The sequence below is a fragment of the Polaromonas sp. genome (assembly GCF_031411155.1).
Taxonomy (GTDB): domain Bacteria; phylum Pseudomonadota; class Gammaproteobacteria; order Burkholderiales; family Burkholderiaceae_C; genus Polaromonas.
The window spans coordinates 1-15236 of the sequence record NZ_JANOAL010000142.1; the positions used below are offsets into that span (position 1 = coordinate 1).

Sequence of the window (15236 nt, forward strand, 5' to 3'; positions counted from 1 at the left end):
CACCGTGCCAGCGGCATCGTGGCGATACTGCTGCGCAATCGCCTGCAAGCTTGCACCTGACGGGTCCGATATTGCATAAGGCTGACCCTGCTCATCTTCAGCCAGCAGGTAGCGCATCCACACCGCCGTTGCCAGCGCCAGCGGCTCCACGCTGGCACCCGCCAGCAGGCGGGCCTGTACGGTTGCCGTCCAGCGCAGCGGGATTTTCAGCGAGCTGTCGGTGGCGATCTGGTGCACCTTGTGCCGGAGTTCTGGGTTGGCAAAACGCGCCAGCAAGGCGTCGCGGTAGGCGGGCAGCCCGGGGCGCTGCAGCTGCGGCATCATCACATCGGTCATGAGGCCATGAACAAAACGCTGGATGGCAGGCCGGGCCATGCAGTCCGCCACCGTGGGCAAGCCCAGCACCGCGCCGATCAGGGCGATGGCCGTGTGGCTGCCGTTAAGCATGCGCAGCTTGGCCTCCTCAAACGGCTTGACGTCTTCCGCCACCTGGACGCCGACAGCCGCCAGCGCGTCGCCGTCCGCGTCATCGACAAAGCGGCGCTCGATCACCCACTCCCAAAATGCCTCGGTGCCCAGCGCACAGGCATCCTTTAGCCCCAGCGCCTGCGCCGCATCGCCGCGATGCTGTGCGGTAGCGGCCGGAACAATGCGATCCACCATGCTGTTGGGGAAGGCGCAGGCGGTGTCAATCCACTGCGCCAGCGCAGCATCGTTCTGCGCCGCCGCATCAACACACAGTTGCTGCAGCTTGCGGCCGTTGTCAGAGAGGTTGTCGCACGAAGCAATCGTCAGCCCGCCGAGACCCGCCGCACGGCGCGCCGCCAGCCCCTGCACCAGCAAAGCCGCCAGCGCCGGGCCATAGCCCTTCTCGGTCACCGTCAGCGTCACCCAGCGCGTGCCCGCTGCGGCGATGGCCGCCACCACCTGCGCAGGCTCACGCGCCGCCACGCAGGTCTGCAACACCGAGCCGACCACTTGCCAGCGCAGCGCCTCCCGGCTGGCCACCTGCACCGTATACAGCCCGTCTTGCGCGGCCAGCGCATCGGCCAGTTCGGTCGTGCGCATGGCCACGCCCAGCACGCCCCAGCGCGGGTCGCCACGCTGCAGCAGGGCGTCAAACACCATGGCCTGGTGCGCGCGGTGAAAAGCGCCCAAGCCCAGATGCACCACGCCCACGCGAAACTCATCGCGCTGGTAGTGCGGCAGTGGCAAAAGCGCTGCGCCGGGGTTCGTTAAAGGGGCCAATTGCGCCAGAGTGGCTTGATCGAGTGATTGCATCGGTTTATGGTTCATCAAAAGAGGTTGATTGAACAACCGGACCAACCAGTTCTCCATAATGGTAAACCACTATGGGCAAATTTGGTCTACCAATTAATATTTGGTCTAACCACTTTAAAACCATGACACTTCATTTGATTCAACCCGCTGACGCTTCAGACAGCACGCCCAAAGCCCCCTCGGACCGGTCTTACCAGCGGCTGGCCGCGCAGTTGCTGGCGCTGATCGCGCAAGGCGAGTTCAAGGTCGGTGAGCGCTTGCCGTCGGAGCGGGCCTTGGCCGAACGTTTTGACGTCAGCCGCACTTCGGTGCGCGAAGCCACGATTGCGCTGGAGCTGCAAGGCGTGGTGGAGGTGCGTGGCGGCTCCGGCATTTACGTGACCCTGGCGCCCAGCACCCTTAGCACGGTTTCGGCGTTCATGCCTGAAACCGGTCCTGGCCCCTTCGAATTGCTGCGCGCGCGCTGCCTGATCGAGTCGGAAATCGCCTCCGTCGCGGCCGAAACACGCAAGGATGCCGACCTCGACCGCATCTTCTCGGCACTGACCGACATGCACGAGCACATGGACCACAAGGAAGCCAACGAGGCCGCGGACCGCCTGTTTCACCTGCGCATTGCCGAATCCACCGGCAACAGCGTGCTGCTGCAAATGGTCACGGCGATGTGGGACCAGTCCAAGGGCCCGATCTGGACCAAGATAGAACATCACTTCCACACCCCGGACCTTCGCCAGGCCTCGCACGCCGACCATCAGCGCATTTTCAAGGCACTGCTGACACGCGATCCTGTCGCGGCCAGGGCCGCGATGCGCGGGCATCTGGAACGCGTGATCAGCGAGTTCGCGCAAGCCTGGCGCTGAGAACTGGTCATCGCCCTCAGTCAGCCAGCCCGTCCCATTGCCCCCAAACACTGAAAGAGACACCCATGCCCAAGCAGTCCAGCTTTTCACGCCGACTCAGCCCCTGGCTGGCCGGCTTGTTGTTCGGCGTCTCCAGCACTGCGCTGCTGGCCCAGTCGCCACCGCCACCCGGCGCCAGCCCGCGCATCGATGCCATCAAAAAGGCGGGCGAACTGCGCGTGGGTGTGCTGCAAAATGCGCCCTGGCTGATCGAAAACACCAGTGGCAACGGCCCCGCCTGGGGCGGCCCGGTCTGGCTGCTGGCCAGCGAATATGCCCGCTTGCTCAATGTCAAGCTGCGCACCGTGGCGGTGTCGCACGAGACCAAGGTGCCGGTACTGGCGGCCAACCAGGTTGACATGACCATCAGCCCCTTGGGCGAGACACCCGAGCGGCTCAAGGTCGTGGACTTCGTGATCTATTCGACGACCAGCGTGTGCATGTTCGGCCGCGCGGGCAACGACAAGCTGGCCAAGGTCAAATCCGTGGACGACCTGAACAGCCCCGACATCACCATCGCCTATTTCACCGGCGGCGCCGAGGAAAACTGGGTCAAGGAACGCTTCCCCAAAGCCAAACTGCGCGCCGTCGCCAGTTCCGGTGCGACCGCGCCGATTGAAGAGATCATGGCCAAACGTGCCGATGCGGCCCCGATCAACCGCGTGCCCTGGGTGAACCTGAGCCAGAAGGTCAAGGGCCTGGTGGCCTTCCCGACAGAAAACAATTGCCAGGGCAGCCAGGAAAAGGCCTCACCGGTCGGGCTGGCCGTCGACAAGAACCAGCAGGTCTACCTGGATTGGTTGCGTGACGTTGAAAAACGCATGCAGCCCGCACTCGCCGCGGATGAAAAACGCGTCATCGAAACGATGAAGTGAACCCAAGGGCGGCACTCAAAAACCGCCAAAAAACCAACCTTTAAAACTGGAGACAACCATGCGTCATACCCTTTCTTTACGTCGCCCGGCCACAATGCTGGCCGTGGCAGCTGCGCTGGCCGCCACCCTGAGCAGCGCGCTGGCCCAAACCCCGCCGCCGCCCGGCGCCAGCCCGCGCATCGATGCCATCCGCAAGGCCGGTGTGCTGCGCGTCGGCGTGGTCAACAACCCGCCTTGGCTGGCGCAGAACACCACCGGCGAGGGCGAGCCGTGGTCCGGTCCGTCCTGGCTGCTCGGCAAGGAGTTCGCCAAGCTGCTGGGCGTGAAGATCGAGCCCGTGCCGGTGAGCCATGAAACCAAGGTGCCGGCGCTGATTGCCAACCAGATGGACATCATGATCGGCCCGCTGAACCAGAATGCCGAGCGCGCCAAGATCATTGACTTTGTGACTTTCTCCAGCACCGGTGTCTGCATGTTCGGCCGCGCCGACAACCCCAAGTTCACCAATGCCAAAACGCTGGATGACTTCAACAAGCCCGACATCACCATCGCCTACTTCTCCGGCGCCGGGGAAGAACCGATGGTACGGGAACGGTTTGCCAACGCCAAACTGCGCGGCGTGAGCAACTCCGGCTCGGTCGCGCCCATCGAGGAAGTGCTGGCGGGTCGCTCCGACGTGGCCCCGTTGAACCGCATGCTGTGGCCCAACATCAACAAAAAGGTCAAGGGCCTGGCCGTTTTCCCCAAAGAAAACAACTGCCAGGACAGCAAGATTTTCGAGATCAAGACCGGCATGGGCGTGAACAAGAACGAGCAGGTTTATCTGGACTGGCTGCGCGAAGTTGAAAGACGCATGCAGCCCGCACTGGCCGCAGAAGAAGTGCGCATGACCCAGGCACTCAAGTGACCTGCGCCCTGGCCCTTGCGCCCACCGCGTGCAGTGCCGGCTGGCGCCGCACGCGGCCTTCCTCCCCTATTTGACGGAAACCTCATGGACGTCGATTTTTCACCGCTCATCGAAAACTGGCGCTTTTTTGCCAGTGGCCTGGGCGTGACCGTGGCGCTCAGCGCCATCAGCGCGGTGACCAGCATTCTGGCCGGACTGGTCATTGCGCTGCTGCGCCTTTACGGACCGCGCTGGCTCAGCAGCCTGCTGATCTTTTATGTCGATACCATGCGTGCCATCCCGGTGCTGGTGGTGCTGGTATGGATTTACTTCGCGTTCCCCATCCTGGCTGGAGTGACCTTTCCGCCATTCTGGGCGGCGCTGGTGGCGCTGACGCTGCACATCGCCGCCTATGCGTCAGAAATCATCCGTGCCGGCATTGAGTCCATCCGCCCGGGCCAGACGCGGGCCGGTCTGGCACTGGGCATGTCCCGCGCGCAAATCCTGCGCAAGATCATCCTGCCGCAAGCCACGATCCGCATGCTTCCGGCCTTTGGTTCGGTGCTGACCATGGCCATCAAGGACACGGCGATTGCGACCGTGATTGCGGTGCCGGAACTGATGCACCGGGCCGAAACCGTGGCGGGCCAAAGCTACCGCCCGGTTGAGGTGTTCACTGCCGTCATGGTGCTTTATTTCCTGGTGCTGTTTCCGGTGACGCGCGGCGTCGACCGTCTTTATCACCGACTTGCACATCTGGGGCGCTCATGAATCTGGACTGGAACGTCATCTGGACGCACCGGCAGGCCTTGCTCGAAGGCGTGGCCTTGACCATCGGATTGACCGTGCTCACCATGCTGCTGGCGGTACCCGGCGGCATTCTTCTGGCGTTGATGCGCCTGTCGTCCAACAGACTGCTCAGCGCGGCCTCCCTGGCCTTCGTGGAATTTTTCCGCAACCTGCCACTGATCCTGGTGATCTACTGGGCGTTTTATGTGATGCCCATGGCCTTTGACGTGCAGTTCTCTGCGCTCACGACCGCGCTGGTCGCCCTGGTGCTGAACGTTTCGGCCTACAACGCCGAAACCTTTCGCGCCGGCATCAACTCGATCCGCAAGGGCCAGATGGAGGCCGCGCTGGCCATGGGCATGTCGCGTCGCCAGGCCATGTTCAAGGTGGTGATCCCGCAGGCGGCGCGGCGCATTCTGCCGGTGCTGGCCAGTACCTGGATCTCGCTCTTCAAGGACACCTCGCTGGTGTCGGTGATCGCCGTGAGCGAGCTGGCCTACACCTCAATGCAGATTCGCGCGCAAACCTTCCGCGTGCTGGAAATGCTCACGGCCATGGCCGTTCTTTACTGGCTGATGGGCTACCCGCAGGCCAAACTGGTGGACTGGATCCACAAAAAATACGGAGTCATGGAATGAACTCAATGATCGAGCAAACCACTGCCAGTCCCGCGGCGGCTCCCCTGCCGCGCAAAGGGGCCGACCAGCCCCCTGTGCTGGTCTATGACAACGTGCGCAAAATGTACGGCGACTTCTGCGCACTCAACGGTGTCTCGCTGCAGGTCAACAAGGGCGAGGTCATGTGCCTCATCGGCCCCTCCGGCTCGGGCAAGTCCACGCTGCTGCGCTGTACCAATGCACTGGAAACCCTCAACGGCGGCCGCGTGCTGCTGGATGGCGAACCGCTTCCCACCCAGGAGTCGGAGGTGCGCAAGGTACGCCAGCGCATGGGCATGGTGTTCCAGAGTTTCGAGCTGTTTCCCCACAAGTCGGCACTGGACAACGTCGCCATGGGCCCGATCACGGTGCTTGGCATGAGCGAAAAAGAGGCCCGCGCCCGCGCCATGCAGCTGCTGGACAAGGTCGGCCTCGCGGCCAAGGCCAACAACTTTCCGGCCAACCTGTCCGGCGGCCAGCAGCAGCGTGTCGCCATTGCCCGCGCCCTGGCCATGGAGCCCGAAGTCATGCTGTTCGACGAACCGACCTCGGCGCTAGACCCGGAAACCGTGGGCGAAGTGCTCAATGTGATGAAAAAGCTGGCGCAAGAAGGCATGACCATGATTGTGGTCACGCATGAAATGAGTTTTGCCCAGCGCGTGGCCAACTGGGTGGTGGTGTTCGAGAACGGCGCCATCATGGAAGAGGGGCCACCCGCGCAGATTTTTGACAACCCCACCGTCGCGCGTACCCGCGACTTTCTCGGCCATCTGGGCTGGAACGGCTGAGGTTTGCGCACGCCCCCGGTTGATCACGCCCACACGCCATTTGCCCTGCCGCTCATAGTTACCCACCGATTGACTTACAACTCATGAAAATCACCAACGCCCGCGTCATCGTCTGCAGCCCTGGCCGCAATTTCGTCACTCTGAAAATTGAAACCGATGAGGGCCTCACCGGCATCGGCGACGCCACGCTCAACGGCCGCGAGCTGGCGGTGGCGAGTTACCTGACAGAGCACGTCATCCCCTGCCTGATAGGCCGCGATGCCCATCAGATTGAGGACATCTGGCAATACCTCTACAAGGGCGCCTACTGGCGGCGCGGGCCGGTGACCATGAGCGCCATCGCCGCGGTGGACACGGCGCTGTGGGACATCAAAGCCAAGGCCGCGAACCTGCCGCTATACCAGTTGCTCGGTGGGCGCAGCCGCACCGGGGTGATGGTCTACGGCCACGCCAATGGCAAGGACATCGAACAAACCGTCGAGGAAGTCCTGCGCTACAAGGAAATGGGCTACCAGGCCATCCGCGCGCAAAGCGGCGTGCCGGGGCTGGACAAGGTCTACGGCGTGGGCAAGGGCACGCTGTTTTACGAACCGGCCGATGCCGACCTGCCCAGCGAGCACGACTGGAGCTCGGAAAAATATCTGCTGCACACGCCCAAGCTGTTCGAGGCGGTACGTCAGGCCGTCGGACCGGACGTCCATCTGCTGCACGATGTGCACCACCGCTTGACGCCCATCGAGGCCGCGCGGCTGGGCAAATCGCTGGAACCCTATCACCTGTTCTGGATCGAGGATGCAACGCCGGCGGAGAACCAGGAGGCGTTCAAGCTGATTCGCCAGCACACCACGACGCCGCTGGCGGTGGGCGAAATCTTCAACACGCTGTGGGACTGCAAGGACCTGATCCAGAACCAGCTGATCGACTACATCCGCGCCACCGTGGTCCATGCGGGCGGCATCACTCACCTGCGGCGCATTGCCGACTTTGCGGCGATGTACCAGGTGCGCACCGGCTGCCATGGCGCGACGGATTTGTCACCGGTATGCATGGGCACCGCACTGCACTTTGACACCTGGGTTCCAAATTTCGGCGTGCAGGAATACATGCGCCACACCGAGGCGACCGACGAAGTATTTCCGCATGCCTACAGCTTCAAGAACGGCTTCATGGACTGCGGCGAAGCGATTGGTCACGGCGTGGAGATCGACGAGAAACTGGCCGCCAAGTACCCCTACCAGCGCGCCTACCTGCCGGTGAACCGGCTGGCGCACGACGGTACTTTGTGGAATTGGTGAATAAGTTCACCCCTGCTGACGCTCACCGCGTGTAGCGCCCCCTCCTCTTCCAGGGGACGGGCGGCTTGGATGCTGTGCGGCTCGAGCGTCAGTAGAACAATGCCAACAGGGGCCATGGGTCCGGCTTTGCCGGCCCATAGGCGCCGCCCCCTGGAAGGGGGAGGAGGCGAAGCCTCCACGGGGGTTAGCCCAATATCATGGCCAGGCTGGCCTCGAGGTGCTCCGAAGGCAGGCGCTTGAAGCCGGAACGGGCAAAGCGTTGCAAACGCCCCACCATGAAAGCCACGATCACCGAGGCGCGCACCTGGGCATCCACGGTTGGGGTGGCAGCGCCATCAGCGGCGGCGGCATCGCGCAGGCTTTGCTTGAGGCTGGACTCCAGCTTGTCAAAAAACTGGTTCATGCGCTGCTGCAGGCGGTCATTCTCAAACACCAGCGCATCGCCCACCATGACGCGCGTCATACCGGGGTTTTTTTCACCGAACTGCAGCACCATGACCACCAGCTTGCGGGTGCGCACGGCGTGGTCGGTTTCGCGCTCGGCGATCTGGTTGACCAGGGTAAAAACACTCTGCTCAATGAACTCGATCAGGCCTTCGAACATTTGCGCCTTGCTGGCGAAGTGGCGATAAAGCGCCGCTTCACTCACCTCCAGCCGCGCCGCCAGCGCAGACGTGGTGATGCGTTCGGCGCCCGGTTGTTCCAGCATGGCGGCCAGCGCCTCCAGAATCTGCACCCGGCGCTCGCCCGGCTTGGGCCGCTTGCGTACCACGGGCTCGGCACCGACTGGCGTGGCAGGCGGGCTCAGTTCAGGTTCAGACGCTAGGTCGGACATAGGGGGCAAGTCAAGAATGTTTCAAAAAACCGGGATTCGTTGCAAATGATTCTCGCACAGCGGGGGAACAGCTTCAGTCACGGTTTGTGCGGGTTTTCGTCCATATCGCGTCGGGGAAATATGCCGCAGGGCCTGACCAAAATTGAAACGGAGCAAGCATCTCGAATGCGCGCCAGTCCGGCAGGCAGCCCGGGGGAACTCGGAATGGCAGGCAAAGCCGCCTGTCCCGGTTCAATGCGACCGAATCATGGTTCCATAGGCTTGCTCGGTCAAGATCTCGAGCAGCATGGCATGGGGCACGCGGCCGTCGATGATGTGAACCGAGTTCACACCGCTTCTCGCCGCCTCCAGGGCGCCCTCAATTTTGGGCAGCATGCCGCCTGAAATGGTGCCGTCGGCGAACAGTTCGTCGATCTCGCGCGCCGTCAGGTCGGTCAGCAATTCGCCAGCCTTGTTCAGCACGCCGGGGATATTGGTCAGCAGAACCAGTTTTTCGGCCTTGAGCACGGTCGCCAGCTTGCCTGCCACCACGTCCGCATTGATGTTGTAGCTCTCGTTCTGCTCGCCAAAACCGATCGGGCTGATCACCGGAATGAAAGCGTCGTCCTGCAGGGCCTTAACCACGCTGGGGTCAATGCTGACGATATCGCCGACAAAGCCGATATCGTGCTCCTTGGCCGGATCATCCCTGTCCACCATCTTGAGCTTTTTCGCCCGAATCAGGCCGCCATCGCGACCCGTCAGGCCGACCGCCTTGCCGCCCGCCTGGTTGATCAGCCCAACAATGTCCTGCTGCACCTGGCCGGCCAGCACCCACTCGACCACTTCCATGGTCTCCTCGTCGGTGACCCGCATGCCCTGGATGAAATTGCCTTTCTTGCCGAGCCGGTTCAGCGCCGCCTCGATCTGCGGCCCACCGCCGTGAACCACCACTGGATTCATGCCCACCAGCTTGAGCAGCACCACGTCTTCGGCGAAGTCCGCCTGCAGCGCCGGGTCGGTCATTGCATTGCCGCCGTATTTGATGACCATGGTTTTGCCATGGAACTTGCGGATGTAAGGCAGCGCCTGCGCAAGGATTTCGGCCTTGTCGCGCGGGCCAACATGGGAAAGGTCGGGGTCGTTGGGAGTGGTTGGGATCATGGGCGATGTCACCGATTGACTGATGGAAAATCAGCTTTTGACGGCGAATTCATCCTTGGTCCGGCCCTGCTCCACGAGCGTCGCCAGCCAGCGCGGAGTCAGGCCACGCCCGCTCCAGGTCTCGCCGTTGGGACCCTGGAATTTGGCGGCCACAGGTTTGCCCGCATTTTTTGCAGCCCCCGTAGTTGCCCGTTTCCTCGGTGTCGCCTCTTTTTTGCCTTTGGCCTTGCTACCGCGTTTGACGGTCTGCAAATCCTTGACGGTAATACCGAAAGCCTGCATCTTGGCCCGAATATCCTGCACCGTGCTGTCAAATTCCTTTGCCCTGATGTCGGCGGCCTGTTTTTGCAGTTTTTCGATCTGCGTCTGAATATCAATTAAATTACTCAAGATAATTCCTTTTCAACAAACAATAACCAAATACGGAGATGAAGCGCCCAGACATTATGAATTAAGATTGCCTGGCTGTTTCAAGTTAATTTTGCCCTGTCATCCTGCCACAGCAATTTGATAATCAAGCCGCGCCAGGCAATAATGGCGGCCAGCAAGGCGGCAAGCAAGCCACCAAGCACCGTTGCCGTCAGTGGGCTGGGGCGTTCAGGGCGGGACGGCACGGAGGGCTTGGCCACAAACTGGGCCTGTGAGAGAAAACGCGCAGTTATTTGCGACACGTCGGCGGCCAGTGATGAGAGCTTTTCACGCTCGGCCTCCGTTTTGACTTTTTTGGAGAAGTCAGCAATCACGGCAGACAGCTTGATCACGCTCTCACTGCCACTTCGCGCCTGATTCACTGCGGCCTCCGCATCGCCCATCAATTCCTTGGCAAATGTTTGCTGTTCGATTTCACGCTCTAGTTTCTGGATTTTCCCCCGGATTTCGATAATCTCGGATTCGGCGCCCACGAGTTGTGCCTGTGGTGACATGAATTTTTCATTGTCCTTGCGCACATCCACCACTTGCTGCGCCTCGCGCCGGCCCGTCTCGGGATAACTGGCGACGATTTTCTTCAGCGACGCAGCGCGGGTTTGTGCCTGCTCGATGTCAAATTCATACTTCAGTTTGCGCTCCAGCGCACGGTCGGAGAACTGCCGGCTCTCCGCCGTCCAGCGAAGCACCTGGTCACGCACCGCTTCGCGGGTGGCTACATCCTTGAAATATCCTCCCATCCAGGTGGCCACACTGGCGGCCTCTGCCGCCGCATGAGCGGTATGGGTCAGCCTCAATCCAAGATATACAAACACCGCTGGTTTGCGATCAGCCTTATCACCACGGGTGCCCCTGTCACCCGTGTCAACCTTGTCACCCTTATCTCTTTCGCGATCACGATCGCGATCCTGCTCCATCTGAAGCAAAATGTCGGGCAACTCCTTCGCATCCGCCTTGCTAACCTTGGGCACGGGTTTGTGCCACTCGCCTCTCGTCACCACACGGACAAGTTGCTCAACACCGTCCGCATCCAGCGCTGTGGGCGGCGAGGTCTCCACAAACTGCCGCACAGTGCTCGCATCTTTGGCCAATTCGGCAAACCTTTTGTATTCAGCGGTTCCCATCTCCATGTTGAGGACGCCTTCCGTGCTATATCGCAGTAGCGGCCCGTAGCCCAGCAAGGCCCCCACACCAGCGCCCACCACTGCGGCCGCCAGCACCCCGATCATTTTCCTTTTCATATCCACTCCAAATAATTGCGGCCCGATAGCAGGGCCGGGCAATGTCTAAATTTGAACCCGGGCTTCGGCAGCACCGGGACTGTAACCATGAACCAGTTGCATCAGGATTTGCTTGATCCTGGGCTCGTCGCTCTGTATGGCCGCCTGCCGCATTTCCACAAGCAGGGGGGCCAGCTGGGGCCAGGCGACAAACTCTTCGCGCGCCTTCATGATGCGCTCGTGCGCGGTATTTTCCGGATTGTCGCCAATCAAAAGCTCCTCGTAGAGCTTTTCTCCGGGGCGCAGACCTGTCACCAGGATTTCAATATCCCCATGGGGGTTGCGTTCGTCACGCAAGGTCAGGCCGGATAGCTGCGCCATTCGCAGCGCCAAATCCATGATCTTGACGGGCTGGCCCATATCCAGAACAAACACGTCACCGCCCTGTGCCATGGCGCCGGCCTGCAACACGAGTTGGGCAGCCTCGGGAATGGTCATGAAGTAACGGGTGACCTCTTCATGCGTTACCGTCAGCGGTCCGCCATCGTGCAACTGTTTGCGAAACAAGGGCACCACGCTGCCGCTGCTGTCCAGTACATTGCCAAAGCGCACCATGGCAAACAAGGTGTGGTTGCGCATTTCCTGGCTTTGCGAGCCATCGGGCAAGCGAAAACGCAGCAGGGGGCTGGCAGCCATGGCCTGCAGTACCAGTTCGGCCATGCGTTTGGTCGCGCCCATGACGTTGGTGGGGCGCACCGCCTTGTCGGTGGACACGAGTACAAAATGCGCCACACCGCTTTCCATGGCGGCGCGAGCCATATTGAGGGTGCCAAAGACGTTGTTCAGGACGCCTTCGGAAGGGTTGCTTTCCACCAGCGGCACATGTTTGTAGGCTGCGGCGTGGTAAACCGTCGCCGGCCTGTAAAGCTGGCAAATTTCCCTGAGCCGCCCAAAATTACCGACACTGGCCAGCAAGGGAATCACCTCCATCTGCAGTGCATGCTTCGCACACAAAGCCTCCAGCTCGCGATGAATGGTGTAAAGGCCAAACTCATTGTGCTCTACCAGCACCAGCTGGCGAGGATTCTGCAGGACGATCTGGCGACACAGCTCGCCGCCAATGCTGCCGCCAGCGCCAGTGACCAGCACCACCCGGCCAGCGAGGTTGCGCGCCAGCAAAGCCCGATCAGGCGGCACGGGTTCCCGGCCCAGCAAATCCTCGACATCCAGCTCCTGAAAGTCCTGAATGGCCACCTTTCCGGATGCCAGATCAACCATGCCAGGCAAAGTGCGCACATGCACGGGAAGTCCGCCCAGTTGGCGAATGATTTCATTGCGCCGCGCGCGATCCAGTGAAGGCATGGCCAGCAAAATGTCTGTTACGCCCATGCGCTCCACGGCGTCCGCCACGTCTGCGGTGCCCATGATGTCCAGCCCATTGATAGTGCGCCCGATTTTCGCCTTGTCTTCATCGATAAAGCCCAGCAGCACAAATTGGCGGCTCACGCCCAATGCGGTGGCAGTTTGCACCCCCGCCTCCCCCGCCCCGTAGATCAGCAGACGACCCTCAACCTGACGCGAGTTGCCCGACCACCCCGCCAGCCAAAACCTGGCAATGGCGCGGCTGGCACCGACCAACAGCAGAAACAGCAAGGGCTGGATCAGCCCCACGCTGCGCGGCACCCCTTCCCACTTGAACAGGAGCAGCGCACCGAAGAACAGCAGGGTGTAAGTGCCCACAGCTTTGGCCGTAGTGGCCAGCGCGGCCATACCGGTGTAACGAAAAATGGCGCGGTACAGACCAAAACGCACGAACAGCGGAATCGCCAGGACCGGCGCCAGCAGGTACACATACTTTTGCTGCAGCATTGGCAGCCCCACCTGATCAAGTCTCAGATAAATAGCCACCCATACCGAGACCAGCGACAACACCAGATCGAGCGCAACCACCACCAGGCGCTTGACGGAGCGCGGCAGCGCGAGAAAAGGAGCTGCTGATTTATCAAATAGCATTTCAGATTCTTTTTTTGATATATGTTGAGCTCACAGCTTTGCCCGGCCCCAGCACCACCCCGGACTCCAGCTTGACGCCATAGCCCAGGACAGATCCCGCCTGCATCCAGGCGCCGCGCCCCAATGCCGAGCCTCCGGCCATGGCCGCATTCACGCCCAAATGGCCAAAGTCCTCCACCCGGCAATGATGGTCAACCACCGCCGCACAGTTGATGATTACGCCGGCTCCCAATTGAGCTTCGGTGCCAACAATGGCTCCTGCCATGACGGCACTGCCCGCACCTATCACAGCCCGGGGCGAAACCATGGCCTTGGGGTGAACAACCGTTGCAAACTCAAATCCCGCCGCATCAAGTCTATCGTGCAGCTCCTCGCGCAGGCGGTTGTTGCCAATGGCGACGATGACGACATCGGCATGTTGCCGATAACCGGCGAGATCGGCCATCGCGCCAAACACTGGCAGGCTCCAAACCTGGCTGAGCGGCGGCTGACCTGCAGCTGCGTCATCCAGAAAACCTGCCAATCGGTATTGGCCTACTGCCAATATCGCCTCTGCCACCGAACGGCCGTGACCGCCAGCCCCCACAATCAGCAACTTTTTCATCAGTGGGAAACTCCATCCCGGCGCAGCACCTTCACAAAGGTCATCCAGAGAATGCGGATATCAAACCTCAAAGATTGCCGCCGCAGGTATTCCGTATCCAGTTTGACCTTTTCAGGGATTGGCAATTCGTCTCGCCCGTTGACCTGTGCCCAACCCGTCAGCCCGGGTACCAGTTCATGCACGCCATGCTGGGTACGCAAGGCGATCAAATCCTGCTGATTGAACAGCGCCGGGCGTGGGCCCACAAAGCTCATGTCTCCAACCAGAATGCTCCACAACTGCGGCAACTCGTCCAGGCTGCTTTTGCGCAGGAAGGAACCTATGGGCGTTAGATAAGCCTTGGGGTCTTGCAGCAGATGGGTGGCGACCGCCGGTGTGCCGATGCGCATGCTGCGGAACTTGGGCATCTTGAAAATTCTGTTGCCCTTGCCCACCCGGTCGGACCAATACAGGGCCGGCCCCCTCGAGGTCATGCGCACAGCCACGGCAACCACCGCCACAGGAAGAACCAGAATCATCGCTGCGCACAAAGCCAGCACAAAATCAAACAGACGCTTCACGCCAATACCCCTCCGCCGCCCTCTTGAGCCCCTCATCGACAGACAAGGGCGCACTCCAGCCCAGCAACTGCCGCGTCTTGGATATGTCCACTTGCAAAGACCCGCACAGGCGCTGGGCAATCGCAGGTTTGCCCAGCAATGCAGCCCCGACCTTGAGCAATATGGCTGGAACAGGAATCAAACGCGCCGGCCTACCCAGGGCCCGACCCATGCGCTGCAGCAGTTGCGTCGTCGACAGGTCTTCTCCGTCCGAAACCATGAACGTCTGGTTTGCGGCAGCGGGATGATCGACGCAAGTCACCATCAAATCCACCAGATTGTCCAACGCCACCAGGCTGCGGCGGTTATGGATGGCCCCCAATGGCAAAGGCACGCCACGAGCCAGCCAACGCATCATGGCCCGGAAGTTGGCCTTCACCCCGGGCCCATACACCAACGGTGGACGAATGATCACGACCTCCATGCCGGTTTGTGCCGCAATCTCGCGCAGCCCTTGCTCAGCCTCCATTTTGGAAATGCCATAAGCATCCAGTGGCGCAGACGCATCGCCTGCCGTGAACGGATGACCCGGCTCAGTCGCCTCGCCATTGACCTTGACAGAGCTTATGAACACAAACCGTCGCACACCCCCAGCCGCCGCGCGCCGCGCCAGTTGCAACGTGCCCTGCACATTGACCCGGCGAAACTCCACCAGTGGATCGGCGGCAGCGTCTTGCATCACATGTACCCGCGCCGCAGCGTGAACGACCGCGTCAACACCTGCCAACGCTGCTGACCAATCAGTTTGGGCAGACAGGTCACCCACCGTCACTACCGATGCACCCGCAGCCGTGAACGCACCCGCACGCCGCATCGCGGCCCGAACCGAGCGCCCCCGTTTGACAAGAAGATCGATCAATGCCCGACCCACAAAGCCTGTAGCCCCCGTCACGAGAATCATGTCCGCCTCATTCACGAGCCTATTGC

16 protein-coding genes are annotated in these 15236 nt (G+C 61.3%); 7 read left to right on the forward strand and 9 right to left on the reverse strand.

All coding sequences use genetic code 11. From position 1 onward, the window contains the following. A partial coding sequence (locus RMO23_RS09415) for a mannitol dehydrogenase family protein (RefSeq protein WP_309680797.1) occupies positions 1-1215 on the reverse strand: 1215 nt, incomplete at its 3' end. A 188-nt stretch (positions 1216-1403) separates the two neighbouring features. On the opposite strand from RMO23_RS09415, the gene RMO23_RS09420 reads away from it, so the two are divergent. From RMO23_RS09420 to manD, 7 genes are all read left to right on the forward strand, one after another. Beyond that, the gene (locus tag RMO23_RS09420) at positions 1404-2141 is read left to right on the forward strand and encodes a FadR/GntR family transcriptional regulator (protein WP_309680799.1); all 738 of its coding nucleotides are present in this window, start codon (positions 1404-1406) and stop codon (positions 2139-2141) included. A 65-nt stretch (positions 2142-2206) separates the two neighbouring features. Beyond that, a complete protein-coding gene (locus tag RMO23_RS09425) occupies positions 2207-3055 on the forward strand; it encodes a transporter substrate-binding domain-containing protein (RefSeq protein ID WP_309680801.1) in 849 nt (282 codons plus the stop codon). Between the two features lie 58 nt (positions 3056-3113). Continuing rightward, positions 3114-3962, forward strand: a complete 849-nt coding sequence (locus tag RMO23_RS09430; RefSeq protein WP_309680803.1) for a transporter substrate-binding domain-containing protein — start codon at positions 3114-3116, stop codon at positions 3960-3962. 84 nt (positions 3963-4046) lie between these two features. Further along, positions 4047-4712, forward strand: coding sequence for an amino acid ABC transporter permease (locus RMO23_RS09435; RefSeq protein WP_309680805.1), 666 nt, complete (start codon positions 4047-4049; stop codon positions 4710-4712). Next, entirely contained in the window at positions 4709-5368 is a 660-nt protein-coding gene (locus RMO23_RS09440) for an amino acid ABC transporter permease (protein ID WP_309680807.1), read from the forward strand. The genes RMO23_RS09435 and RMO23_RS09440 overlap by 4 nt, the downstream gene beginning before the upstream one ends. Beyond that, a complete protein-coding gene (locus RMO23_RS09445; RefSeq protein WP_309680809.1) occupies positions 5365-6174 on the forward strand; it encodes an amino acid ABC transporter ATP-binding protein in 810 nt (269 codons plus the stop codon). The genes RMO23_RS09440 and RMO23_RS09445 overlap by 4 nt, the downstream gene beginning before the upstream one ends. Positions 6175-6257: 83 nt before the next feature. Then, positions 6258-7469: a D-mannonate dehydratase ManD gene (gene manD / locus RMO23_RS09450; protein WP_309680811.1), complete on the forward strand. Its 1212-nt coding sequence runs from the start codon at positions 6258-6260 to the stop codon at positions 7467-7469. Between the two features lie 184 nt (positions 7470-7653). Here the strand turns inward: manD and slmA are convergent, their stop codons facing one another. From slmA to RMO23_RS09490, 8 genes are all read right to left on the reverse strand, one after another. After that, on the reverse strand, positions 7654-8304 hold the full coding sequence (slmA, locus tag RMO23_RS09455) for a nucleoid occlusion factor SlmA (protein ID WP_309680813.1): 651 nt from the start codon (positions 8302-8304) through the stop codon (positions 7654-7656). 231 nt (positions 8305-8535) lie between these two features. Beyond that, complete coding sequence (gene argB / locus RMO23_RS09460; protein ID WP_309680815.1) at positions 8536-9447, reverse strand: acetylglutamate kinase; 912 nt, start codon at positions 9445-9447, stop codon at positions 8536-8538. A 30-nt stretch (positions 9448-9477) separates the two neighbouring features. Continuing rightward, a complete protein-coding gene (locus tag RMO23_RS09465; RefSeq protein ID WP_309680817.1) occupies positions 9478-9837 on the reverse strand; it encodes an H-NS histone family protein in 360 nt (119 codons plus the stop codon). Between the two features lie 80 nt (positions 9838-9917). After that, positions 9918-11114 (reverse strand): hypothetical protein, encoded by a 1197-nt coding sequence (locus RMO23_RS09470; protein WP_309680819.1) that lies wholly within the window; start codon positions 11112-11114, stop codon positions 9918-9920. Positions 11115-11159: 45 nt separating this feature from the next. After that, a complete protein-coding gene (locus RMO23_RS09475; protein ID WP_309680820.1) occupies positions 11160-13106 on the reverse strand; it encodes a nucleoside-diphosphate sugar epimerase/dehydratase in 1947 nt (648 codons plus the stop codon). Between the two features lies 1 nt (position 13107). Then, positions 13108-13710 carry a NeuD/PglB/VioB family sugar acetyltransferase gene (locus RMO23_RS09480; protein WP_309680822.1) on the reverse strand — a complete coding sequence of 201 codons (603 nt, stop codon included), beginning with the start codon at positions 13708-13710 and terminating at the stop codon, positions 13108-13110. After that, positions 13710-14270, reverse strand: a complete 561-nt coding sequence (locus tag RMO23_RS09485; RefSeq protein ID WP_309680824.1) for a sugar transferase — start codon at positions 14268-14270, stop codon at positions 13710-13712. The genes RMO23_RS09480 and RMO23_RS09485 overlap by 1 nt, the downstream gene beginning before the upstream one ends. After that, complete coding sequence (locus tag RMO23_RS09490; protein WP_309680826.1) at positions 14254-15210, reverse strand: SDR family oxidoreductase; 957 nt, start codon at positions 15208-15210, stop codon at positions 14254-14256. The genes RMO23_RS09485 and RMO23_RS09490 overlap by 17 nt, the downstream gene beginning before the upstream one ends. Positions 15211-15236 lie beyond the last annotated feature (26 nt).

What these genes read in the sequence shown, in the direction of transcription:
- RMO23_RS09445 (WP_309680809.1), top strand. Translation starts at nt 5,365, where the DNA reads ATGAACTCAATGATCGAGCAAACCACTGCCAGTCCCGCGGCGGCTCCC.
- RMO23_RS09470 (WP_309680819.1), bottom strand. Translation starts at nt 11,114, where the DNA reads ATGAAAAGGAAAATGATCGGGGTGCTGGCGGCCGCAGTGGTGGGCGCT.
- RMO23_RS09430 (WP_309680803.1), top strand. Translation starts at nt 3,114, where the DNA reads ATGCGTCATACCCTTTCTTTACGTCGCCCGGCCACAATGCTGGCCGTG.
- RMO23_RS09490 (WP_309680826.1), bottom strand. Translation starts at nt 15,210, where the DNA reads ATGATTCTCGTGACGGGGGCTACAGGCTTTGTGGGTCGGGCATTGATC.
- slmA (WP_309680813.1), bottom strand. Translation starts at nt 8,304, where the DNA reads ATGTCCGACCTAGCGTCTGAACCTGAACTGAGCCCGCCTGCCACGCCA.
- RMO23_RS09480 (WP_309680822.1), bottom strand. Translation starts at nt 13,710, where the DNA reads ATGAAAAAGTTGCTGATTGTGGGGGCTGGCGGTCACGGCCGTTCGGTG.
- RMO23_RS09475 (WP_309680820.1), bottom strand. Translation starts at nt 13,106, where the DNA reads ATGCTATTTGATAAATCAGCAGCTCCTTTTCTCGCGCTGCCGCGCTCC.
- manD (WP_309680811.1), top strand. Translation starts at nt 6,258, where the DNA reads ATGAAAATCACCAACGCCCGCGTCATCGTCTGCAGCCCTGGCCGCAAT.
- argB (WP_309680815.1), bottom strand. Translation starts at nt 9,447, where the DNA reads ATGATCCCAACCACTCCCAACGACCCCGACCTTTCCCATGTTGGCCCG.
- RMO23_RS09425 (WP_309680801.1), top strand. Translation starts at nt 2,207, where the DNA reads ATGCCCAAGCAGTCCAGCTTTTCACGCCGACTCAGCCCCTGGCTGGCC.
- RMO23_RS09420 (WP_309680799.1), top strand. Translation starts at nt 1,404, where the DNA reads ATGACACTTCATTTGATTCAACCCGCTGACGCTTCAGACAGCACGCCC.
- RMO23_RS09440 (WP_309680807.1), top strand. Translation starts at nt 4,709, where the DNA reads ATGAATCTGGACTGGAACGTCATCTGGACGCACCGGCAGGCCTTGCTC.
- RMO23_RS09435 (WP_309680805.1), top strand. Translation starts at nt 4,047, where the DNA reads ATGGACGTCGATTTTTCACCGCTCATCGAAAACTGGCGCTTTTTTGCC.